Consider the following 22,639-nt stretch of genomic DNA (forward strand, 5'->3'; position numbering starts at 1 on the left):
GCGCTGTGTGAACGCAGGGTTGCGCTAGTTCGACGAGGATGCCGGGCGCGACGGCGGCGGCCCGAAGCCCATGCTGACGGGCGCGGGCGTGGCCGTGGGATCCACGCTGGCGATGGCCTCGGCGTAAAGTCCCGCGGCGTGATGGCTAGCGTCCACCCAGCGAATGGAGGCAAGCATGAGGTCGCCGTGCTGGCCGCGATAGACGCCGTCTTCGGCGTTGATGGTGCGGTGAATCTTGTGCGAGCGGTAGGGTTCCATCTCCATCAGCTCGCTGTTGAGCGCTTCGCTGAAGAAGACCTGGCCAACGTGCGCGGTGTGTCCCGCAGCATAGGTGCGTCCGACATTCTCGCGTTTGGTGTCGTGGCCGCCGAGCCGCACCTTGAAGTGGATGTGGTTGGTGCGACCCATGTAGAAGCCGGGGAAGATGGTTTGAAAGCTGACCGCGCCGGCTCTGTCGGTGATCTGCACGCCGCGCAGGAAGGTGTACTTGTCGGTGGGATTCGGCGCGGGCGGCTGGCCGTTGGCGCCGAAGGGCGGCGGTCCGTGATGCTCGCCGTCCTTGTCGAAGTCAGGCGGAGGCAGCGGGTTGCCGTCTTTGTCCGTCGGCGGATGGAAGTTGCCGTCCATCGGCGGTGGACCGCCGGGGCCGCCGCCCATTGGATTGTTCGCGGTGTATCCGCTGTAGATGCCGAGCGCGTCGCAGTGCCAGAGGTCGATAGCGGCGTGTGGCAGCGGCTTGCAGCTGCGCGCATCGAGCACGGCGAGCTTCAGCGTGAGCGGGATGCCGGGCTTGCCTTCGCGAATGTCTGCGCGCAGCATCTCGTCAGCAACGTAGTAGGGGCCGACCTCTTGCTCGGGCGTGAGCTTGCAGACGTCGGGGGCAGTGCTGAAGCCGAGCGCATGGGCAGCGCGTTGCAGTTGCAGTGTGGTGGCGAGTGTTGCAGCAGAGGCGATAAAGCGGCGACGCGTGAAGCTCATACTGCGTGAGACGAGGCGTGCGAAAGATCGTTGTACGCGCGCAGTGCGAACGGTATGCTGCGAAGCATGAAGACGCAGGTGAGCTGGAAGCGTGTAGGGATTGGGTTCGTGGTGGCGAGTATCATTCTCTGGGTTGTGGCTGGTATTGCTGCCCTTGTAATGAACTATCGACTCCAGCACATGGCTACGGAGACAGAGGGAACCAATCTGTTCCTAACCCCACTTCCGGACAGCGGGGTGCTGCACAGTGAGCACACCATTCCGATTGAGGCATTCGGCTGGAAGGTCACTCTACTCGGAAAGACGGTTCAAGAGCAAAAAACGGGCAAGCAGTTTCGCGAGATAAGCATGACCGATGGAAGTAGCGTGCTGCTCATGCCAAGTGACGTTACTCACAATATGCTTGATGATCCAGATCGCAAGAGTCTCTTTCAGGCCGAAGAGCGGACATCGCAATGTGTTTTCCTGAGGCACGCAATGGCGGAGAGTCCCGCTTCTATGCATTTCTTGCGGTTGCCTTCACGTAATGAGCGCTCGCGTCTACTCTTGCTGGCAAAGTGGGATTTGACCTCGCGCGCTTTCGCTGTTCACGAGATTCGTAGTGATCTCGTCTGCGGTTTTGAATCGGAGTTATCCAAACCCGCGCGCGCACTAACATTGCATGTGTTCAGCAATCGCTTCCCAAGTAGCACGGGGCTATGGGTGATTTACCATCCGGCCGGCGATACGGGACAGCAAAATGTGAACGCCATCATTGCGTCTTTGACTCCACCGCAGTAAGCGTTGCCGCACTCCCCATTCATGCGCGATGACGCAGCGCATGAACGGGGCACCCCCCGTTGTTTAGTGGCCGAGAATCGGGTGCGGTTCGTAGGGTTCTTCGAGGCGCTTCATCTCTTCGTCGCTGAGTTTGATCTGCAGTGCGCCGAGTGCGTCTTCGAGCTGATACATCTTGCTCGCGCCGATGATCGGCGCGCTCACGCCGGGCTTTGCGAGCACCCATGCGAGGGCGATCTGTGCGGGCTTTACGCCGCGTGCTTCAGCGACCTCAACCACGCGATCGACGACGGTGTAGTCGGAGTCGCGGTAGTAGAGGCCGTGGGCGAAGTCGTCAGTGCGGGCGCGTGTGGTTTCGGTCTTGCCGTCGCCGCGTTTGCGCGTGCCGGTGAGGAAGCCGCGTGCAAGCGGACTCCACGGCAGCAGGCCGATCTTCTGATCGGCGCAGAGCGGATTCATCTCGCGCTCTTCTTCGCGGTAGACGAGGTTGTAGTGGTTCTGCATCGTGATGAAGCGCGCCAGGCCGTTCGTCTGCTGGAAGTGCAGCATCTTCTGGAACTGCCAGGCGTACATGCTCGATGCACCGAGGTAGAGCGCCTTGCCTGCGCGGACGACATCGTTCAATGCTTCGCAGGTCTCTTCGATCGGCGTGTTCGGATCGAAGCGGTGGATCTGGTAGAGGTCCACGTAGTCGACGCCGAGCCGCTTCAGGCTCGCATCGATGGAGTGCATGATGTGCTTGCGCGAAAGGCCGCGATCGTTGGGCTTGTCGCTCATCGGGTTGAAGACTTTGGTGGCGAGCACGTATTCGTCGCGATTCGGCTGAAACTCGCGCAGCAGCTTGCCGGTGACGACTTCGCTCTCGCCCACGGAGTACATGTCGGCGGTGTCGAAGAAGTTGATGCTGGCTTCCAGGGCGCGCTTTACGAAGGGGCGTGCGTCGTCTTCGTTGAGCACCCACTCGCGCCACTTGCTGGTGCCATAGGTCATCATGCCGAGCGCAAGAGTGGAGACCTTGACGCCGGTGTGGCCGAGGTTGCGGAGAGGCATGGAGGGCTGCGGAGTCGGTGTTGTACTCATGCGTGATTGGACGCAAAGGATGCTTGTGTGGAGCAAAAATATTCCGGCAATACTGCGGGCTTCCTCGATGCGGTGAAAGTGCATCACACGCAACTGGAGTAAGTCGTGCGCTTCGACTGATCTGCGCAAGCGCGCAGATCGCGGGCCCCCTTTAGAAGCGCACGACTTCCCTCCTTCGAGGAGATTCGGGCAATGATGATCGCAACGAAATTCCGCGCGGCCCTGTTGGCCGGAGCGATGGCGTTGCCGCTGATCGGAAGTGCTGTCCCTGCGGTCGCGCAGCATCGGGGCAACTTCTCTCGCGGCGCATACAACGGCGGACGAGGCGGTGGCTATGGTCGCGGCCACGATCGCGGGTACTACGACAACCACCACGGCGGTGGCATTGGGCCGGGCAAGGGTGCGCTGATTGGCGCAGCCGGCGGTGCCGTGTTGGGAACGGTTTTTGGTGGCGGCTTGAAGGGCGCCGTCGTGGGCGGAGCAGCCGGTGCAGGCATCGGCGCGATCGCAGGACAGGCCCATCAGAACAGCCGCCGTCGTCGCGATGGCTATTACCGCTAGATAAGAGTTCGAGGAGACGTGTGATGAAGATGCGAATGATGTTGGCGGGTGTAGTGATGGCGGCAGCAACGGTTGCCGTACCGATGCACGCGCAGATCGCGCCGGCTTCGGCGGCGAACCAGACGGCTGCGAAGCAGACGTGGACGACCGAGCAGTTGATCGAATCCACCGTGCATCAGGCATGGCTGCTGAGCGGCAAGAACGAAGCAACGTTCTTCGAGATGGTGACGCAGCTTGCCGAGATCTCCGCGCAGAACCGCGGCCTGAAGCTGCCGGAGTCTGAGGCGGCTGGCCGTCGCGTCGGCGAGATGATCAAGGTTGCGGCGAAGCGCGATACCGATCAGTTGCTCTATGCGGTGGTGGACCAGGCTGTGAAGACGGTGGGTAAGCCGGACCCTGCGGCGAAGTAACGCCTAAGCGCTCTTGCTGATGGGGCCAGCCCAGATGCCGCTCCACTCCTCGGTGACGATGATGCTGTTGCCGGGATAGCGGGTGTCGTAACGGACCTGCACGGGCTGGTCCAATCGGCAATGTTGCACTTTGTCGTGCAGCATGGAGACGTCCTGCGCGCAGTTGTACGTGACCCCTGAAAGTTGATAGCTGTACACGAGCACCTCGGGTGCTTGCACCGTGGCCGGATCGCCGTTCAGCATGAGCGAGTCGACGATGACACCATCGGTGATCCGTCCGGTGCGTCCCAACTGCTCGCGGCGACGACGTTCGACCTCTGCTGCAGAGGGGCGGCGCAGATATTGCACCAGCCAGATGCCTCCGATGACCGCCGCGAGCGAACCGACGCCGATAGCGGTGCCCACCTGCACGTTGTGGCGGTGGAGGATCGGCGCGAGGTTATGAAGCGAAGGTCGCATGAGGTCGTATCGCAGCCAGTAGAAACGCTGCGGTCTCTTCAGGATAGCCGATGGCGGCGGGCGACTATACTTCCTGTTGTGATGACGAGCGATGGGATCAAAAAAACCGCCGAGATGAAAAACCGCGTAGAGATGAAAAACTCCACACGCCGTGGTGCTCAGGCGCACCCATTGGATCTTGGCCCGGATGAGCATGGCGTGCGCCGCCGCGTGCGTTCGACGACGGTGCTGTGCGTGCGTCGCGGAGACAGCGTAGTGATGGCCGCAGACGGCCAGGTAACGCTGGGCGCGACGGTGATGAAGAGCAACGCGCGCAAGTTGCGCCGCCTGTACAACGACAAAATTCTTGCGGGCTTTGCAGGCTCGACTGCGGATGCGTTCTCTCTTTTCACGCGCTTCGAGGCGAAGCTCGAGCAATACAACGGACAGCTGGACCGCGCGGCGGTGGAGCTGGCGAAGGATTGGCGCACGGACAAGATGCTGCGCCAGTTGCAGGCGCTGCTAGTGGTCGCGGATACGAAGCGGATGTTCGTGCTCTCCGGCGACGGCGATGTGATTGAGCCGGACCCTGTGGCCGATGGCGTGATCGCGACGATCGGCTCCGGCGGCAGCTTTGCGTTGGCTGCGGCAACGGCGCTGGTGGAGAACACGCAGCTCAGCGCGCGCGAGATCGTAGAGCGCAGCATGAAGATTGCTGCGGAGATTTGTATCTACTCGAACTTGAACATGGTGATTGAAGAGTTGCAGGCGTAGACTTTAGCTTATGAGCGATGCCGTCCTTACAAACTCCCGGCAGGTCGTACGGCGCTTCTCTTCGCATGAAGAGCAGGAAGATCATGACTTTCTTTACTGGTCGAAGCAGCCTCTTGCAGCGAAAGTAAATGTAGTCGCTGAGCTGGCAAAGTACTACGCTGAGATGAACCACATTGACCTCGATGCTCAAGGACCAAAGAGACTTATTACGCGCGCTCAACGCTCATCACGCTGAATATCTCGTGGTGGGTGGTCATGCGTCTATCGCCTACGGCGTTGCGCGCCTCACCGGCGATATGGATGTTTGGATTCGCATGAGCGAAGAAAACAGCCTACGAGTCTTCAAGGCGTTAGCTGATTTCGGCGCACCGCTTCAAGGGCTTTCTTCAGCCGACTTCAATACAACTGAGACAGACTATTTTCAATTCGGCATCATCCCCGCACGTATTGATGTGCTGCAAGGGATAGACGGCGTGTCATTTGAATCAGCCTGGCAGCGGCGCATCTATCGAACGATTGAAGACGGGCTTGACGCTCCTTACCTCTCGCTTGAGGACCTTCTCTCGAATAAGAGTGCGGTAGGTCGTCCGAAAGATCTTGCAGACATTGCAGAATTGCGTAAAGCAAAGAAGTTGAATTCCTAAATGGCTATCTACCTTCCCGGCACTGCCGAAGACCAACCTGTTCCGCTGGACCAGATGACGCCGCGTGAGATCGTGGCGGAGCTTGATAAGTATGTGGTGGGCCAGGCGGCGGCGAAGCGCGCTGTGGCGATCGCGCTGCGCAATCGCCAGCGGCGGCAGAAGCTGCCGCCTGATATGGCCGAAGAGGTGATGCCGAAGAACATCCTTATGATCGGCTCCACCGGCGTGGGCAAGACGGAGATTGCGCGCAGGCTCGCGAAGCTGACGGGCTCGCCGTTTCTGAAGGTCGAAGCGTCGAAGTTCACTGAGGTCGGCTACGTCGGTCGCGATGTGGAATCGATGATTCGCGACCTGGTCGAAAACGCGATCGACATGGTGCGTGCGGAGCGGCTGGACGAGGTGGAAGACCGCGCGGAGCTTGCGGCGGAAGACCGGCTCCTCGATCTGCTGATCGAGCAGCGCCAGCGAGAGTTGCAGGCTTTGGTCACGGAAGAGGTAGGCGAGATCCCTGCGCCTGCGCAACCCTCGACCTTTGAGCTACGCAAGGAGCGCGACCTGCTGCGGCAGCAGTTGCGCGATGGCAAGCTCGACGATCGCATGGTTGAGATGGAGACGCGCGAACGCAGCACGCCACAGGTGGAGGTCTTCTCGGCGCAGCAGGCAGAGGAGTCTGAGTCCGCCGGGCTGAAGGACATGCTGCAGCAGATGTTCGCCAATCGCACACGCAAGCGGCCGATGAAGGTCGTTGATGCGATGGATTATCTGCAGGGCGAGGAGGAGCAGCGCCTGCTGGATATGGACCAGGTCGTGCGCGTCGCGATCGAGCGCGTGGAGGATTCAGGCATCGTCTTCCTGGACGAGATCGACAAGATCGCCGGACGCGAAGGCGGGCATGGGCCGGACATCTCGCGCGAAGGCGTGCAGCGCGACATTCTGCCGATTGTTGAAGGCACGAGTGTGACGACAAAGTATGGTCCGGTGGCGACCGACCACATTCTCTTCGTTGCCGCAGGTGCGTTTCATGTGTCGAAGCCAAGTGACCTGATCCCCGAACTGCAGGGGCGTTTTCCAATTCGCGTCGAGTTGCAATCGCTGGCGGTAGAGGATTTTCTGCGCATTCTCACGGAGCCTCGTGCTTCTCTGGTGCGGCAGTCTATGGCGTTGCTGGAGACCGAGGGTATGGTGCTCGAGTTCGCGCCGGAGGCGCTGGAAGAGATGGCACGCTTTGCGTTCTCGGTGAACGAGACGACGGAGAACATTGGTGCGCGTCGACTGCACACCATCATGGAGCGCGTGCTGGATGAGATCAGCTTCGAGGCGCCGGACCTGATCAAAGCGGCGAAGAGCGGAGACGCAGCTGCAACGCCACTAGTCACTCTCACGCGTCGCGAGTCTTCCACTGGCGAGCAACTCGTCTTCGCCGTCACGCGCGAGTACGTGGAGCAACGTCTGGCGGGGATCGTCAAGAACCAGGACCTCAGCCGCTACATCCTGTAGCCATCACACAATCCGTTGGTGGGCTGCAAGATATACTTCGCCACATGGACACGGAGATGAAAGCCACCGCGCGTGGCGGTATGCGGATGGTGTGGGGTTATGCAGCGCTGTTGATCTTGCTGGCGTGTGGCTATGCGTGGGTGGACGCCTACGTGATGGATGGCGACGGTACAGCCTTCATGGATATCGCCGCTGGGCTGGTCAGCGGCCATTCGCATCTGGCGATCAACGGCTACTGGAACCCTGGTTATCCTGCGTTGCTTGCGATCGGTCGAAAGCTGGCCCATGCTACGTTCTCCAGCGAGTACATGGTGGCGCGCTGGACGAACGTCTTCATCTTCAGCGCGACGTTGTTCATCAGCATCTTCTTCGTCAGCATGTTGGCGCGGCTGCGTCAGCGCTTTGCGCCAGTGGACTCTGTTCCTGCGCTGAGCGAGCGTACTTTGCAACTGCTTGCGCTCTCGCTGCTGGGCATGAGCGCAGGCCGCGAACTGCCGATCACCGCAGTGCGCGCGGACACGTTGCTGCTGGCGTTGCTGCTGCTGGCCGCCGCGCTGGTGATGCGCCTGCTCACCGAGGCTGAACTCTGGATCTATCCCGCGCTGGGTTTGGTGCTGGGTCTGGCTTTCCTCACGAAGTCCTTCGCGTTTTTGCCGAGCGTGTTGCTGCTCGTAGCGTTGTTCATCGCGGCGGTGGTGCGGCGCAAGTCTTCTGCGACGCAGCGGGTCTTGCCGGTGGGCGTGATCGCCGCAGGGGCACTTTTCGCGCTCACGGCTGGACCGTACATCGCAGCCATTTCACATCAGCTCGGCCACTTCAGCACCGGCGATTCGGCGCGCATGAACTACAGCTTCTTCGTGGACCAGACGCCGCGCTGGCACGAGTGGTTCCATCATGATCTCGGCCACGCTGGCGGCACGTTCGTTCATCCTGAAGAGGCTGTGATGTCGACGCCGCCGGTCTTCAGCTACGCTGCGCACCCCGTGGGGACCTATCCGCTTTGGTTTGCCCCTGCGTATTGGACGCTTGGGCTGAAGCCGAATGTCTGGCCGCATGGTCATGTGGTTCGCCTGGTGCGTTGCAGCGAATTGCTCGTACGCTTCCTGCTCGCAAGACCGGAACCGTTCGTGCTCTTGTTCGCGTTGCTGCTGGCGGGTGGTGCGCGTTGGCCTGCCTCGCGCCAGGGATGGAGCTGGGCAGCGATGCCGGGACTCTGGGGTCTGTTGATGCTGGGCATTTACTACCCCGTGGACCTGCAGGACCGCTATCTGACCGCGCCGTTCCTGCTTGTCGTGCTCACGCTCTTCGCCGTGCTGCGCCAGTCGAAGCCTGACGAAGCTCGCCCCTTCAGCGCGAGCTTTGCGCTCGTCGTTCTCTTTGCAGGACTGATTGCCGCGCAGGCTGTGACGTATCAACTGGAGACCCGTCGCGAAAATTCTGTGCGCGGCATTTCGCATGGTCGGGACACGGAAGTGATTCCTGCCGGAGATGCGCTCGTGGCGATGGGAATTCAGCCTGGCGACAACGTTGCCTGCTTTGGCGGCAAGGCCTGCTACCTCGATCATTACTGGGCTCGCGTTGCAGGCGCTCAGATTCTGGAAGAAGTAGAGTCTCCGGACGATCAACCTGCACTGCCGTACTGGAAGACGCTGAACAATACCGCTGCTGTTCAGGCAAAGCTGCATGAACTGGGCGCGCGTGTGCTGGTGGCTCGTTTTCCGGAGGTAGCGGCGAAGCCTGCAGGATGGGTGCAGCTCGGTCACACCGAGTTCTTCGCCCTTCCGCTGGATCCGTCGCTGAAGGTGTCCTTAGCCGAAGATCGATAGATCGAGTTCCTGCCCAGGCTTCGTGTGGGCGATTTCGAGGTAGCGCAGTCGCTTGGTTTCCTTGCGGCCGCGCGCCACGGAGTCCAGAATCAGCCCGCAGACCAGCAGCATGAACGACAGCAGCACGATGCCGGTGGAGAGCAATGCCGTGGGGAGCCGCGGCACAAGGTGCGTGCGGTGATACTCCAGAAGGATTGGAATGCTGATTCCCACGCCGGTGACAAAGAGTACCAGCGAGAGAAGGCTGAAGAACTGCAGCGGACGCTCTTCCTTCACCAGCTTGATGATCGTCAACAGAATGCGAAGGCCGTCGTTGTAGGTGTTCAGCTTCGAGGTACTGCCCTCGCCGCGATCGTAGTACGGCGTGTCGATTTCGCCGAGCGGCATGGCCAGCTCAAGCGCGTGGATCGTCAACTCGGTCTCTGTCTCGAAGCCTGAGCTCAGGGCAGGAAAGCTCTTGACGAAGCGGCGGCTCATCACGCGATAGCCGGAGAGCATGTCGGTCATGCGGTTTCCGAAGATGCGGGCCACGATGCCCGTCAGCAGAAGGTTGCCGGCGCGATGGCCGCGGCGATAGGCGGCCTTGATCTCGGTCACACGCGTGCCCGTCACCATGTCGAGTCGCTGCTCGGCGAGCATACGAATCATCTCGGGCGCGCTCTTGGCTTCGTAGGTGGCGTCTCCATCGACCAGCACGTAGATGTCAGCTTCGACGTCGGAGAACATGCGGCGCATCACGTTGCCCTTGCCCTGCAGCGTCTCTGAAGCTACGAACGCACCAGCCTCGCGTGCGAGTTCGACGGTGTTGTCGCTGGAGTTGTTGTCGTAGACGTAAATCTCCGCGCCTGGCAGTGCTGCCCGAAAATCCCGCACAACGCGGCCGATGGAAGCTGCTTCGTTGTAGCAAGGTACGACTACAGCGACGCGCATCGGGAGCCTGGCAGGGGAGACGAAATCGGGATAACTCATACCACGAGGATACCTTCAACAACGCTGCGTGCCCTACAGCCCGGGCAGGAATATCTCGGCAAGGGCGTGCGACAAGCAGCAGAAAGGCCGCCATCGCTGGCGGCCTTTCGTGTTTCGCGATGCAGAGAAAGCTTACTTGCCCTTCAGCTCGGCAACGCGCTTGGCGAGAAGCTGCTCGAGTTCTTCGAGCGCCTTCGAGAAGCCGTCGATGCCTTCCTTCAGCTTGTCGTGGGCCATCTTGTTCTCGGCGTGCATCTTCTCGAAGGTCGCCTTGTCCAGCGAGATCTTCTCGATCGTCGAGTCCTTGGACTTGGCCGGATCGAGCTTGCGCTCGAGCGTGCCTTCGGTCGTCTGCAGCTCTTCGAGCAGCTTCGGAGCGATGGTCAGCAGGTCCGAACCGGCGAGTTCCTTGATCTCACCCGTGTTGCGGAAGCTGGCGCCCATCACCTGCACCGGATAGCCGTACTTCTTGTAGTAGTTGTAGATCTCGGTCACCGACTTTACGCCGGGATCGTTCGCGCCTTCGTAGTCTGCGTTCGGCTCGTTCTTCTTGTACCAGTCGAGAATGCGGCCGACGAACGGCGAGATCAGCGTCACGCCAGCTTCGGCGCAGGCGATCGCCTGATGCAGACCGAAGAGAAGCGTCAGGTTGCAGTGAATGCCTTCCTTCTCAAGCTGGCCGGCGGCCTGAATGCCTTCCCAGGTCGAAGCGATCTTGATCAGCACGCGGTCGCGACCGATGCCGGCCTTGTCATACTGAGCGATGATGTCGTGCGCCTGCTCGATGGTCTTCTCTCCGTCGAAGCTGAGGCGAGCGTCCACTTCGGTCGACACGCGGCCGGGGACGATCTCGAGGATCTTCTTGCCGAAGGCTACGGCCAGCGACTTGAACGCGTGGGCAGCGATGGCCTTGTCGTCAGCGCTCTCGCCGAGTTCCTTCTTGGCTTCGTTCAGGGTGTCGTCGACGATTTGCTGGTACTCCGGCATCTGCGCGGCGGCGGCGATGAGCGACGGGTTGGTCGTCGCGTCGGTCGGCTTGTACTTCTTGATCGAGTTGATGTCGCCGGTGTCCGCTACAACGGTCGTGTACGACTTGAGCTGGTCCAAAAGGTTCGCCATGATGTCCTTACTTTGCTCCTTGGAAAGATGCCGGGGGCTTCTGGAAGCGGTCAGACAGGATGCCATAAGCGCCTGCACAGAAGCGTGCACCTGCATTATAGGATGCGCGCACCACGGTTGTCGGCGCGGGGATGTGATTGTGTGGTGAAACAGGCGAAACCGGAACGGCAACTGTGTCAAAAATGCAACATATTACCCGTCGGTAAACGCGCTACTCTGACGATGGATTTTCGGGCGCGGGAAGCAGCGCCCAGAAGCAGGACGTCACGCTGGCAGGCGAAACTCAATTCGAGCAGACGATCGTAGAACCGCTGGAGTTTGCGGGCGTCGGCCTGCACTCGGGCGCAGAGGTCTCGATGCGTTTGATCCCTGCACCGGCGGGCTCGGGCATCGTCTTCCGCCGCTCCGACCTCGACAACTACGAGATTCCCGCCAATGGCCGTAACGTTGCGAAGGTGAGCTACGCTACCTCGCTGATGCGGCAGGGCGTGCTGATCTCAACCACGGAGCACCTGCTGAGCGCGTTGATCGGGCTTGGCGTGGACAACGTGATCGTGGAGATCGACAACCTCGAGGTGCCGATCCTTGACGGCTCGGCGCGACCCTATGTCGAGGCGATTTTGGCTTCGGGCATGAAGCGCCAACGCCGCAAGCGTGAGTACATTCGCATCCTGAAGCCTGTGGAAGTGCGCGAGGGTGAAGGTGCGAACGCGAAGTTCATCGGCGTTTACCCCGGCGAGGGCTACGAGATCGACTACATGATCGACTTCCCGACGCCGATTGGGCATGAGACCTTCCGCGGCGATCTCGAGGCTGGTGACTACGCCAACCTCATCGCTCCGGCGCGCACCTTCGGCTTCGTCGAGGACGAACCGATGCTGCGCAACATGGGCTTGATTCGCGGGGTGAGCGACTCGTCTGCGATCATCCTGACGAAGGCTGCGACCGATCGCAAGACCGGCGTGACCAACGGCCCGCTGCGCTTCGACGACGAGTTCGTGCGCCACAAGGTGCTGGACCTGATCGGCGACCTTGCTCTGGCGGGCAAGCGCATCTGGGGACGCGTCGTTGCCGAGCGTGCCGGCCATGCCATGCATACGGCACTGGTGCAGCGCCTGCTGCGCGACCGCTCCGCCTGGGAGCTGGCCACGCGTACCGAGTCTGCTTCGGAGTCCAGCGTGATGGCGGCGATCAAGGACGCCACGCTCGGTCAGATCCCTCACCCGTCCGTGGCATAAGGTTTTCGCATCTTCATCGATTCCCCTCCAAGCTTCTCAAAGCAAGCGGCTTACAGGTTGCGACCAAAGTACCAGCTGGAATCGTTACCAAAGTCCTTCGACCGCTGATAGTCTGAACACGACCCAAGTTGAGAAAATTCCCGTGGTCGACTACTCAGGATGGTCATGCTGTTGATGGGAACCTCATCACCCTACAAAGTCTTGGGCGGCGCCAAAGCCATCATGCGGCTTGCGCCGGTGCTGGAAGATTTCGCGGCCCGATGTGGTCAACCGGCCGGTATGCACTGGTTGGGGCACTTCCTTTTCGGGCAGGACACGCGTCGCAAGCGCTTCACGATGATTCTGGGGATCCAGCCCGAGGCTGAACAGTTCCCGGCGGAGCAGCTTCAGGCGCAAAACCTGAGCTTTGCGGTGCTCTTTGCGGAGTACGCCGTGCTGGGCGTCGGTACGGGAATCTATGTTTCTCCAGACGCTTCCGGCTTGCGCAGCGTGATCGCACCAGCGGACGACCGCGCCTACGCGGCGATGGTGGCGTTGCGCGTGCTGATGTCGCGCCGTGTCGCGGTGGCGACGACCTCGTTTGTAGGCGCCACGCGCAGCCTGCCTGCGCGCAGGCCTGAAGCCGAAACGCACTACAAGCTGGCCCAACGCATTTTGCCTACGACGACGCATCTGCCGCTGCGCGAAACCTACGAAGAGACGCTGGCGGGCATGAGCAAATCGCTGCGCTTCAATCTTGGCTACTATCGTCGCCGCCTGCAGCGCGATCTTCCCTACGAGTTTGTGGCAGACGCCCGCGAGGCGGTGAATGAGAGCGAGTTGGCCGGCTTGAACTCCGGGTCCTTGAATCCCATTTCGCAGGACGAGTTCCGCCGCCGCTGGGTGAGCTCCTGCAAACTGCGCGGCGGCTTTCTCATGGGGATTCGAACGCTGGACGGCAAGTGGCTCAGCCTGCTGGGTGGCTGGCGCGGCGGAAGCACCACCGTGATGCACTGGCAGATGAACACTGCGGGATTCGAGAAGAGTTCACTCGTCACGGTGATGCGGTCGCACTTCATCGAGCATGAGATTGAGTTGGCTGCGGAGCGCATCGTCTTCTACGGTGGCACGCCGCATAACCTGAACCATGCCTTCGTCGAAGAGGATGTCAGCGAAGTGATCGTGCGTCGCCGCAGCTTGCGAGCGTGGCTGATGCAGTTGAGCCCCGCAAGCGCGAAGTGGCGCAAGTACATGGGCGGAACGAATACGCTGGGCGAGCTTCTGCGCAATGACGAGCTGCTTTGGCGCTAGTGAGTAATCCCTGCGGCGCTCATCGCGCATCCAAGCGGTTGATAGACTGAACCCTGCATGATTCTGCCGTTTGTCCGCGAGATGTTTGCGGAGCTTGAAACCGCTGAGCCGTTTGAGCGTGTGCGCCGACATCTGGGCGGCGCTGGGCGCCGACGTGTGTCTGGACTCACGGCCACGGCGCGCTCGTTGTACGTGCCCTACTTCGTCCGCGCGGCGCAGCGCCCTGTGCTGTTGATCGTTGCTGACAACAAGGCCGCAGAATCCCTTCATGCCAACATCAACGCCGCGTGCGAGCTCACCGGCGCGCTGAAGCGCGAAGAGATTCTGCGCATCCCTGCGCACGATGTGCTGCCGTTTGAGAACCTCTCGCCGCATGGTGAGATTCAGGAGCAGCGCGCGGCTTCGTTGTGGAAGCTGACCAAGGGACAGGCGAAGCTCGTCATCGCGCCGCTGGAGTCGGCGTGCATGCGGCTCTTTGGCCGCGAGCATTATGCGGCGCTTGCGCTGGAGCTTCGCGTTGGCGAGGAGCACATGCCCGAGATGCTTGTGGAGCATCTGGTGCAGGTGGGCTACACGCGCGTGGATGTGGTGGAGATGCCCGGCCAGGTGACGCAGCGCGGCGGCATCATCGACGTCTACGGCCCTGAGCAGGACAGCCCCGTGCGCATCGACTTCTTCGGCGATGAGATTGAGTCGATCCGCCGCTTCGATCCCGAGTCGCAACGCTCGTCGAACAAGCTGAAGGATGTCACGCTGCTTCCGCTCACCGAGATTCCTGCGACGGACGAGGTGCTGCGCGCGATCAACGCGCGGCTGACGAAGAAAGGCTCTGCTCCGAGCGAAGAGCTGCCCGACGAACTGCAAAGCGTACGCGACGATGTGCGCGATGCGACGATTTTTCCCGGTTGGGAGTTTTATGCGCCGGTAGCGGGGGCGAAGTCGTCGCTGCTGGAGTTGATGGGCGCGAAGACGGCGGTGTTTGTCGAAGAGCCCGCGATGGTGGAGAACCAGGGCGAGCGTTGGTGGAACAAGCTGGAGCAGCGCCATGAGCGCGCGGGCATCGGCACGCTGGTGCGCTCGGAGGACCTGTATCTTTCGCCATGGGAGCTGCAGGACAACATCCGGAAGCACGGCGGGCTGGAGCTCGATCAACTCGGTGCAGTCGACGTGCTGGATGCGGACCGTAGCGATGCTGGCGAGATTGAGTTTGCGACGCGTCCGACGATGCGTTTTCACGGCTCGATCCCTGCGTTCGTCGACGAACTGAAGAAGTTGCAAGAGAACGAAGCGCGCGTTGCGATCGCGGCGCCAAACCAGCATGAAGTGGAGCGCGTTGCGGGCCTGCTGCACGAGTATGGTGTGGCGTATCGCATCGGCTGGCGTGCGCAGGGCCAGGGCGGCGACGCGACGGTGTACTCGGAGTCGAGCTATCTCGCGGGTGATCTGCGTACGCCGGTGATCGTGAGCGCGGCGGTGGCGAACGGCGTGCAGGTGCTCGACCTCGAGCGCTCCACGGCGCGACAGTTCATCGTGATCGGCGCGAATGATCTGAGCGATGACGTGGACGTGCATGCGCGGCCGGCGAAGCGCTCCAAGACGGCGGCGTTTGTTTCGGATTTTCGTGATCTTGCGGTGGGCGATTACGTCGTCCACGTCGAGCATGGCATCGCGCAGTACGAAGGTCTGCGCACGATCGACAACCCTGATGGCTCGCAGCTCGAGCTGATGATTTTGAACTTCGCCGATGATGCGAAGCTCTATGTTCCGCTCACGCGCCTTGATCTGATTCAGAAGTATCGCTCGACGGAGAGCGGCCCTGCGCCGACGCTGAACAGGCTCGGCAACCCGGCGTGGTCAAAGACGAAGGCGCGCGTGAAGAAGGCCATGGAAGACATGGCCGATGAGTTATTGAAGCTCTACGCGCAACGCCACGCGGCGGTGGGCTATCAGTTCGCGCCAGACAACAACATGGTGCGCGAGTTTGAAGACGCGTTCCCGTACAACGAGACCGAAGACCAGCTCAACGCGGTGGCGGACATCAAGCGCGACATGGAATCCACGCAGCCGATGGACCGCTTGCTCTGCGGCGATGTGGGCTACGGCAAGACAGAAGTTGCGATGCGCGCGGCGTTCAAAGCCGTGCAGGATGGCAAGCAGGTGGCGGTGCTGACGCCGACCACGGTGCTCTGCTTCCAGCACTTTGAGAGCTTCAAGAAGCGCATGGGCAATTTCCCCATCAACGTCGAGATGGTCTCGCGCTTCCGCACGGCGAAGGAGAAGAAAGAAATTCTCGAACGCACGAGCGAAGGCAAGGTCGACATCCTCATCGGCACGCACGCGCTCCTCGCGCAGGGCGTGCAGTTTCAAGACCTCGGCCTGCTCGTGGTGGATGAAGAGCAGCGCTTCGGCGTGCGGCACAAGGAGCGTTTGAAGCAGATGTCGGCGTCGATCGATGTGCTCGCGATGTCAGCGACGCCGATCCCGCGCACGCTGCATATGTCGATGATCGGGCTGCGCGATATGAGCGTCATCGAGACGCCGCCGAAGGACCGCATGGCGATCCAGACGATCGTGGCGAAGTTCGATGAGAAGCTTGTGCGCACTGCGATTGAAGTGGAACTTGAACGCGGCGGCCAGGCGTACTTCGTATCGAACCGCGTGGAGACGATCTACGAGATGGCCTCGCTCATCCGCGAGATGGTGCCGCAAGCACGCGTCGTTGTTGGTCACGGACAGATGCCCGAAGCCGAGCTCGAGCGTGTGATGCTCGCGTTTATGAACGGCGAGTATGACGTGCTCTGCGCAACGAGCATCATCGAGAACGGCCTCGATATTTCAAAGGCGAACACGATCATCATCAACCGCGCGGACCGTCATGGCTTGAGCGAGCTGTATCAACTCCGCGGTCGCGTCGGGCGCTCGAATCGCCGTGCGTATGCGTACTTGCTCATTCCGCCAGAGCAACAACTCACAGAAGTGGCGCGTCGCCGTCTTGCGGCGTTGAAGGAGTTTTCTGACCTAGGTGCGGGCTTCAAGATTGCGGCGCTGGACCTTGAACTGCGTGGTGCGGGCAACATGCTCGGCGGCGAGCAGAGCGGGCACATCGAGGCCATCGGCTTTGAGATGTACACGACGATGCTCGAAGAGGCCGTGTCGAAGCTGAAGGGCGAGGGCCGCGACGAGCGTCCGCAGGTAACCGTGAACCTTGCCGTGTCGGTGAAGATCGACGCGAGCTATATCGAAGAAGAGAACCAACGCCTGCGCATGTACAAGCGCATCGCGGGCGCGGAGAACGACTCTGCGTTGACCGATGTGCGCGCAGAGTTGGAAGACCGCTACGGCGCGCCGCCGGAGAGTGTGTTGAACCTGCTTGCTGGCGCGGAGATTCGCCTCATGTGCGAGCGTTTGCACATCGCGACGATCGAGCGGAAGCGCGTGGCCCTGGAAGAGCCCAAGAAGCCTGCGCCTGCGAAGCCGGCTGTGCCGCAGCGTCCTGCGTTTGGATCGTCGTGGCGTACGCCGCCTGCACCTGCACGTCCGCTCGCGGGACGCCATGGCCAGGCGCCGCAGACGGCATCGTTGAGCTTCTCTTCACGCGCGGCGTTGCAGCGCACAGAGTCGAATGCCTCGCAGGCAGCGCGCGATGCGACAGCGGCACGCGCGAAGAACTCGCCGCTCGGGGTGGTGGCGACGAAGCCGATGCGTGACATGCTCTTCATCAGCTTCAGCGAGAAGATGCACAATGCTCCTGCGGACGCGAGCAAGGGCGTGAATGTCGGCCATTTGATGAAGCTCGTGGCGAAGAATGCGAAGCAAGGCGCGCAGCTTACACCGCAAGGTGTGTTGCGTTGGCCGCTTACTTCTGCGAAGGCCGAGGACGTTTTGCGTGAGACGCGTGAGTTGCTGCAGATGATGGGCGAACAGTAATCGCGCGTATCGGAAAAAGCGTCAGGGCGATCGAAAATGAAGTTGCACTTCGAGGCCTATCGCCGTTGGCATGACCAACGCATGGGCGTAGACTCCACGCATGATGTTGCAAACCTTCCAGCGTTTCGGAGTCGTCCTGTTGCTTGCGTCAGCAGGTGTGGCGTGCGCGCAGCAGCAACGGACTTCGCCGACGCTTGATAGCAGCGGCTCGTGCTCGCGGGACAAGTTCGGCAAGCAATCCGGCGATGTCACGGTGGGCATGACCATCGATGCGACGGGACAGCCCACGGATGTGCAGGCCCTGAGCTCGGACCATGATGACTTGATTCCGTGCGCGCTGGACATTGCGCGTGGATCGCACTTTCGTCCGGCCACGAAGAACGGCAAGCCTGTGCAGGCGCACATCAGTATGCAGATTCACGTGTCGGTGAATTAGCTCGCGACTCTCGCACACCGTCCCTATAATCAGCGCCATGCGAGTTCCCTCTTTTCTGTGTGTTGGCGCGCTCCTGTGTGCAGGCTGTGTGGCTGCGTTCGCGCAGCAAACGACCGAGCCTGTGGTGCCAACAAACACGCCGGGAGCCAAGGCCGCGATTCGCGCGGGCGTGAAGGCTCCAAAGCTTCTGAAGTCCGTTGAGCCGGTATTTCCTCTCGATGCGCCGCAGCAATTCAAACGGACGGTGATGGTTGCGTTCATCGTGGATGTGACAGGCACGCCGCAAAAGGTGCATGCGGTAAATCCGAAAGGCGATACGTTTGAAGGCGCTGCGGAAGAGGCTGTGCAGAAGTACCGCTTTGCTCCGGCGACTCGCGAGGGCGTTCCGGTCGCAGTAAAGATGATGGTCGTAGTGAGTTTCGAGCGGAGCCAGCGTCGATGATGCGTTGGCTCTTCAGCGCGTTGATGGCATTCGGTGTGGCAGCAGCGCGTGCACAGGATCTAAATCATCCGCTGAAAATCGGTGGCGATGTGAAGAAGCCAGTGTTGATCTATTCCATCGAGCCGGATACAAGTCACTTGCCTAAGAGCGAAAAGCATTCGCCTGCGAATGCCACGGTGACGTTCGTGGTGGATGTTGATGGTCTACCGAAGCAGATTGAGTTGAGCCGCAGCACGAGCCCCGCCATGGGGGCTGCTTATCTCAAGGCCGTTCAACAGTACCGATTCCGTCCGGCAACACTCGATGGAAAGCCCGTTGCCGTGAAGCTAGCGCTGGAGTTGATCCTCGATTATTTTTAAGCCTCGCGGTAGACTGCGGCTTATGAAGAGACTCGTCCTCGCCGCTACATTTGCTGCTCTTGCGTTACCCTTCGCTGCTGGCGCGCAGCGCATCTCCGCCGATGGCGCGCAGCAGGCGTTACAGGCGCGGTCGAACGAGTTCTTCGACACCTTCTACTTTCCGCATGTGCCCACGACGGGCACGCAAATGGGTCTGCATCAATACGACGCCAAGCTGGAGGACTTCTCGGCTGCGGGCGTGAAGGCGGAGATTGCGGGCTTCCATGCGTGGGAGAAGAAGATCGCCGAGATTCCTGCGGATGGACTCGATGCGGAGCCTCGCGCGGACCGGGAGATTCTGCTCGGGCTGATTCGCTCGAACATCGTGCGGTTGGAAGAGATCCGCGACTGGGAGAAGAATCCCGATACGTATTCGAGCGGTGCGACGGGCTCGATCTTCACACTGATGGAGCGGCCGTATGCTCCGGTGAATGATCGTCTGCGTGCAGCGATTGCGCGCGAAAAGCTTGTGCTGCCTGCGCTCGACGATGCGCGCAAGAACCTGAAGAACCCGCCGCACATCTATACCGAAATTGCGCTTGAACAGATCGATGGCAACATCAGCTTCTTCGAGCATGATGTGCCGGAGGCATTCAAGGACGCGAGTGACAAGACGCTGCTCGACGAGTTCGCGAAGAGTAACGCCGCTGTTGTTGCCGCACTGAAGAGCTATGGCGCGTGGATGAAGAGCGATCTGCTCGCGCGTTCCAACGGCGATTACAAGTGGGGCGCGGCGACGTATGCGAAGGTGCTTGCGAACCAGGAGATGGTCGACACGCCGCTCGATAAGCTGCTCGCGATCGGGCTCGCGGATCTGCATAAGAACCAGGCTGAGTTTGCACGCGTGGCCAAGGAGATCGATCCGTCAAAGACGCCCGAGCAGGAGCTCGCCGAACTCGCGACGATTCATCCCGCGCCGAGCGATTTGATTGCGAGCTTTGGCAAGACCTTCGGATCGCTGCAGGCGTACATCCGCATGCACCACATCATCACATTGCCGGCGAACCGCCAGCCTACGCTCGAGGAGACGCCGCCGTTCATGCGCGCGACGACGCAGGCTTCGATGGACCCTCCGGGCCCGTTTGAAACCGGCACGACGAAGGCATACTTCAACGTGACGCTGCCAGACCCGAAGTGGCCGAAGGCCAAGCAGGATGAGTACATGGCGGCGTTTAACGAAGGCACCATCGTTTCGACGAGCGTGCATGAGGCGTTCCCCGGCCACTATGTGCAGTTCCTGTGGCAGGACCAGTTCCCGTCGCGCATCCGCAAGATCATCTGGGCGAACACGAACGTCGAGGGCTGGGCGCACTACTGCGAGCAGATGATGCTCGACGAAGGCTATGGCGACACGGTGGCGAAGACGCCGCGTGATGCGAAGCTGATTCGTCTGGGCCAGTTGCAGGATGCTCTGTTGCGCGATGCTCGCTTCGTGGTGGCGATTCGCCTGCACACCGGTGTGGGCGGAGCGATGTCCATCGAGCAGGCGCAGGAGTTCTTCGTGAAGGAAGGCTACCAGGCGCGGCCCATCGCGGAAGTGGAAACCAAGCGCGGCACCTCGGATGCGCTCTACCTCTACTACACGCTGGGCAAGCTGGAGATCATGAAGCTGCGTGAAGACCTGCGTAAGAAGCAGGGAGATGCCTTCTCGCTGCAGCAGTTTCATGATCAGTTGATGCTGCAGGGGCCGGTGCCGATCAAGGTGGCGCGCAAGTCAATGCTGCATGACGATTCGCCCGTGCTGTAGCCGGTGGGCATCCTACTTCTGTCGTCCCACGTCTGACACAAAGTTGTTATCGGACGGTCACGTTACCTTGCGATAGCATGGCCTTACGATTTCGATTGGAGTTTCCTACCCCCGATGACCATGAAGGTCCGCAAAGCAGTATTCCCCGCCGCTGGTATGGGCACCCGCTTCCTCCCCGCCACGAAGGCTACGCCGAAGGAGATGCTCGCGCTTGTCGATAAGCCGCTGATCCAGTACGGCGTCGAAGAAGCCGTCGCCGCTGGCTGCACGGAGATCATCATCGTCACCGGTCGGGGCAAGACCACGATGGAAGATCACTTCGACAAGAGCTATGAGCTGGAAGCTTCGCTCGAAGCACGCGGCAAGACTGAGCTGCTCGAGGTGGCGCGTTCGGTATCGAAGCTTGCGAAGATCAGCTACGTGCGCCAGTCGGAAGCACTCGGTCTGGGCCATGCGGTGCTGCAGGCCAAGGAGCTTGTGGGCAATGAGCCGTTCGCGGTGATCCTGCCGGACGATATCGTCGACTCCAATGTGAGCTGCATCAAGCAGATGGTCGAAGCTTACGAGAAGACGCAGTCGTCGATCCTCGGCTCAGAGCATGTGGAAGGCGACGCGATCTGCGCGTACGGCTGCCTGGACTGCACCGAAGACGAGGACGATCCGCGACTGCTGGCGATCAAGGACATGGTGGAGAAACCGAAGCCCGGCACGCAGCCTTCGCAGAACGCGATCATCGGCCGCTACATTCTCACGCCGCGCATCTTCGAGATGATCGAAAACATCAAGCCTGGCGCGGGTGGCGAACTCCAGTTGACCGACGCGATCAAGGCGCTGCTGCAGCACGAGAAGGTCTACGGCTTCCACTACGAAGGCAAGCGCCACGATGCGGGCGATAAGCTCGGGTTCCTGAAGGCAACGGTTGAGTTTGCGCTGAAGCGTGACGACCTCGGCCCGAAGTTCCGCGCGTGGTTGAAGGAACAGAGCTTCTAGCTTTCTGCGTGGAAACACGAAATCGTAAGGCAAGATCGCGAGGCACTTCGGTGTCTCGCGATTTTGTTTTTGCGCGATCGCTGCCGTCTCTCTTGGCGTCTAATAAAGCGATGAAGAAGCGCGCGATCTCGATGTTGATGTGCGGTCTGTTGTGGCTGGCGCCGTTGGGAGCGCAGCAGCGCCGGACGCGTCTGATCCTGCGCGATGGCACGTTTCAAACAGTGTTGGACTACCGCATTGAGGGCGACATGGTCGTGATTCACAGTGCGGACCGCGCAGGCGAAGAGGAAGAGATTCCGCTGAAGCTTGTGGACCTTGCGGCTACGAAGCGTTGGCAGCAGGAGCACCAGAATGCTGCGGACACGCGCCCGGTACTTAGCGGAGAGCTGGCACAGGCAGAGGCCGAGCGTGCAGCGAAAACGGCTGAGGTTGCGCCTTCGCTGCATCTGCCGGAGGACATCAGCCTCGTCGCGCTCGATAGCTTCAACGGCTCGCCGGAACTCGTGCCGTTAGGCCAGCGTGGTGGCGACCTGAACCCCGAGACGAGTCACGATGAGTTGAAGACCGAGGTGAACCCCGCGTCGAGTCCGCATCGTTTGACCGAGGTGCGCGGGGAGAAGTCGGATGTGCGTCTGCACGGGTCGCAGCCGGTGTTTTACGTGCGGCTGGAGAAGGGTACGAACGACGTCGGGACGGGTTCCGGCATGGTCGTGGATACGCAAGGGCAGAACGGTCGCGCGGTACCTTCGGGGGGCGAGGCAGCGAGTCGCTACGTGATCGAGCGGCTCGATGTGCGCATCGGGCAACGGCGCGTCAACACGTTTCGCATCGGCGATCTTGGCAGCGGCCAGCCACAGCGTGACGTGCTTGAGGTGAGGCAGGAGACGCTACCGGGCGGCTACTGGCTGAAGCTGACGCCGGCGCAGGCGATGCTGCCGGGAGAGTATGTGCTGATTGAGGTGCTCGACGGCCACACGCTGAACGCCGATGTATGGGACTTCGCGATCGACCCCGACGCGAAGGAGAGCATGGAAGCGATTCTGCCGCTTGAGAAGAAGCCCGCGGGGCTGCAGTCGCGCTGAGCGAGACACGCCGATC

General features: G+C 61.0%; 21 protein-coding genes. 16 read left to right on the top strand and 5 right to left on the bottom strand.

Annotated features, from left to right (window positions below; all coding sequences use genetic code 11):
- Positions 1–24: 24 nt before the first annotated feature.
- A complete protein-coding gene (locus tag OHL11_RS01905; RefSeq protein WP_263369783.1) occupies positions 25–978 on the bottom strand; it encodes an intradiol ring-cleavage dioxygenase in 954 nt (317 codons plus the stop codon).
- A gap of 66 nt (positions 979–1,044) precedes the next feature.
- On the opposite strand from OHL11_RS01905, the gene OHL11_RS01910 reads away from it, so the two are divergent.
- Positions 1,045–1,758 (top strand): hypothetical protein, encoded by a 714-nt coding sequence (locus OHL11_RS01910; RefSeq protein ID WP_263369784.1) that lies wholly within the window; start codon positions 1,045–1,047, stop codon positions 1,756–1,758.
- A gap of 63 nt (positions 1,759–1,821) precedes the next feature.
- On the opposite strand, the gene OHL11_RS01915 is transcribed toward OHL11_RS01910, so the two are convergent.
- Entirely contained in the window at positions 1,822–2,805 is a 984-nt protein-coding gene (locus OHL11_RS01915; protein ID WP_263369785.1) for an aldo/keto reductase, read from the bottom strand.
- A gap of 222 nt (positions 2,806–3,027) precedes the next feature.
- Here OHL11_RS01915 and OHL11_RS01920 point away from each other — a divergent pair, with 222 nt between their 5' ends.
- Together OHL11_RS01920 and OHL11_RS01925 are read left to right on the top strand one after the other, a co-directional pair.
- A complete protein-coding gene (locus OHL11_RS01920) occupies positions 3,028–3,396 on the top strand; it encodes a hypothetical protein (RefSeq protein WP_263369786.1) in 369 nt (122 codons plus the stop codon).
- A gap of 23 nt (positions 3,397–3,419) precedes the next feature.
- Positions 3,420–3,806, top strand: a complete 387-nt coding sequence (locus OHL11_RS01925; RefSeq protein ID WP_263369787.1) for a hypothetical protein — start codon at positions 3,420–3,422, stop codon at positions 3,804–3,806.
- Between the two features lie 3 nt (positions 3,807–3,809).
- On the opposite strand, the gene OHL11_RS01930 is transcribed toward OHL11_RS01925, so the two are convergent.
- Complete coding sequence (locus OHL11_RS01930) at positions 3,810–4,265, bottom strand: DUF3592 domain-containing protein (RefSeq protein ID WP_263369788.1); 456 nt, start codon at positions 4,263–4,265, stop codon at positions 3,810–3,812.
- Between the two features lie 132 nt (positions 4,266–4,397).
- Between OHL11_RS01930 and hslV the strand changes: the two genes are divergently transcribed.
- The 4 genes from hslV (at position 4,398) to OHL11_RS01950 (ending at position 8,985) form a co-directional block, all read left to right on the top strand.
- A complete protein-coding gene (hslV, locus tag OHL11_RS01935) occupies positions 4,398–5,018 on the top strand; it encodes an ATP-dependent protease subunit HslV (protein WP_263369789.1) in 621 nt (206 codons plus the stop codon).
- Between the two features lie 182 nt (positions 5,019–5,200).
- Complete coding sequence (locus OHL11_RS01940; RefSeq protein ID WP_263369790.1) at positions 5,201–5,662, top strand: DUF6036 family nucleotidyltransferase; 462 nt, start codon at positions 5,201–5,203, stop codon at positions 5,660–5,662.
- Positions 5,663–7,159, top strand: coding sequence for an ATP-dependent protease ATPase subunit HslU (gene hslU / locus OHL11_RS01945; RefSeq protein ID WP_263369791.1), 1,497 nt, complete (start codon positions 5,663–5,665; stop codon positions 7,157–7,159). It begins immediately after the preceding gene.
- Positions 7,160–7,215: 56 nt separating this feature from the next.
- A complete protein-coding gene (locus OHL11_RS01950; RefSeq protein ID WP_263369792.1) occupies positions 7,216–8,985 on the top strand; it encodes a hypothetical protein in 1,770 nt (589 codons plus the stop codon).
- Here the strand turns inward: OHL11_RS01950 and OHL11_RS01955 are convergent.
- Positions 8,968–9,954, bottom strand: a complete 987-nt coding sequence (locus OHL11_RS01955; protein WP_263369793.1) for a glycosyltransferase family 2 protein — start codon at positions 9,952–9,954, stop codon at positions 8,968–8,970. The genes OHL11_RS01950 and OHL11_RS01955 overlap by 18 nt on opposite strands.
- A gap of 132 nt (positions 9,955–10,086) precedes the next feature.
- The gene (locus OHL11_RS01960) at positions 10,087–11,073 is read right to left on the bottom strand and encodes a transaldolase (RefSeq protein ID WP_263369794.1); all 987 of its coding nucleotides are present in this window, start codon (positions 11,071–11,073) and stop codon (positions 10,087–10,089) included.
- 269 nt (positions 11,074–11,342) lie between these two features.
- Between OHL11_RS01960 and lpxC the strand changes: the two genes are divergently transcribed.
- The 9 genes from lpxC (at position 11,343) to OHL11_RS02005 (ending at position 22,623) form a co-directional block, all read left to right on the top strand.
- The gene (gene lpxC, locus OHL11_RS01965) at positions 11,343–12,311 is read left to right on the top strand and encodes a UDP-3-O-acyl-N-acetylglucosamine deacetylase (RefSeq protein ID WP_263370466.1); all 969 of its coding nucleotides are present in this window, start codon (positions 11,343–11,345) and stop codon (positions 12,309–12,311) included.
- Positions 12,312–12,476: 165 nt separating this feature from the next.
- Positions 12,477–13,601, top strand: a complete 1,125-nt coding sequence (locus OHL11_RS01970) for a GNAT family N-acetyltransferase (RefSeq protein ID WP_263369795.1) — start codon at positions 12,477–12,479, stop codon at positions 13,599–13,601.
- Positions 13,602–13,658: 57 nt separating this feature from the next.
- Positions 13,659–17,528, top strand: coding sequence for a transcription-repair coupling factor (mfd, locus tag OHL11_RS01975; RefSeq protein WP_263369796.1), 3,870 nt, complete (start codon positions 13,659–13,661; stop codon positions 17,526–17,528).
- A gap of 100 nt (positions 17,529–17,628) precedes the next feature.
- On the top strand, positions 17,629–17,964 hold the full coding sequence (locus OHL11_RS01980) for an energy transducer TonB (protein ID WP_263369797.1): 336 nt from the start codon (positions 17,629–17,631) through the stop codon (positions 17,962–17,964).
- Positions 17,965–18,052: 88 nt separating this feature from the next.
- Positions 18,053–18,406, top strand: a complete 354-nt coding sequence (locus OHL11_RS01985; protein WP_263369798.1) for a TonB family protein — start codon at positions 18,053–18,055, stop codon at positions 18,404–18,406.
- Complete coding sequence (locus OHL11_RS01990) at positions 18,403–18,765, top strand: energy transducer TonB (protein WP_263369799.1); 363 nt, start codon at positions 18,403–18,405, stop codon at positions 18,763–18,765. Before OHL11_RS01985 ends, OHL11_RS01990 begins: the two co-directional genes overlap by 4 nt.
- 22 nt (positions 18,766–18,787) lie before the next feature.
- Positions 18,788–20,551, top strand: coding sequence for a DUF885 domain-containing protein (locus OHL11_RS01995; RefSeq protein ID WP_263369800.1), 1,764 nt, complete (start codon positions 18,788–18,790; stop codon positions 20,549–20,551).
- Between the two features lie 114 nt (positions 20,552–20,665).
- Positions 20,666–21,541: a UTP--glucose-1-phosphate uridylyltransferase GalU gene (galU, locus tag OHL11_RS02000; protein WP_263369801.1), complete on the top strand. Its 876-nt coding sequence runs from the start codon at positions 20,666–20,668 to the stop codon at positions 21,539–21,541.
- Positions 21,542–21,651: 110 nt separating this feature from the next.
- On the top strand, positions 21,652–22,623 hold the full coding sequence (locus OHL11_RS02005; RefSeq protein ID WP_263369802.1) for a hypothetical protein: 972 nt from the start codon (positions 21,652–21,654) through the stop codon (positions 22,621–22,623).
- The last annotated feature ends 16 nt before the right edge of the window (positions 22,624–22,639 follow it).

Source organism: Granulicella cerasi (assembly GCF_025685575.1).
Taxonomy (GTDB): domain Bacteria; phylum Acidobacteriota; class Terriglobia; order Terriglobales; family Acidobacteriaceae; genus Granulicella; species Granulicella cerasi.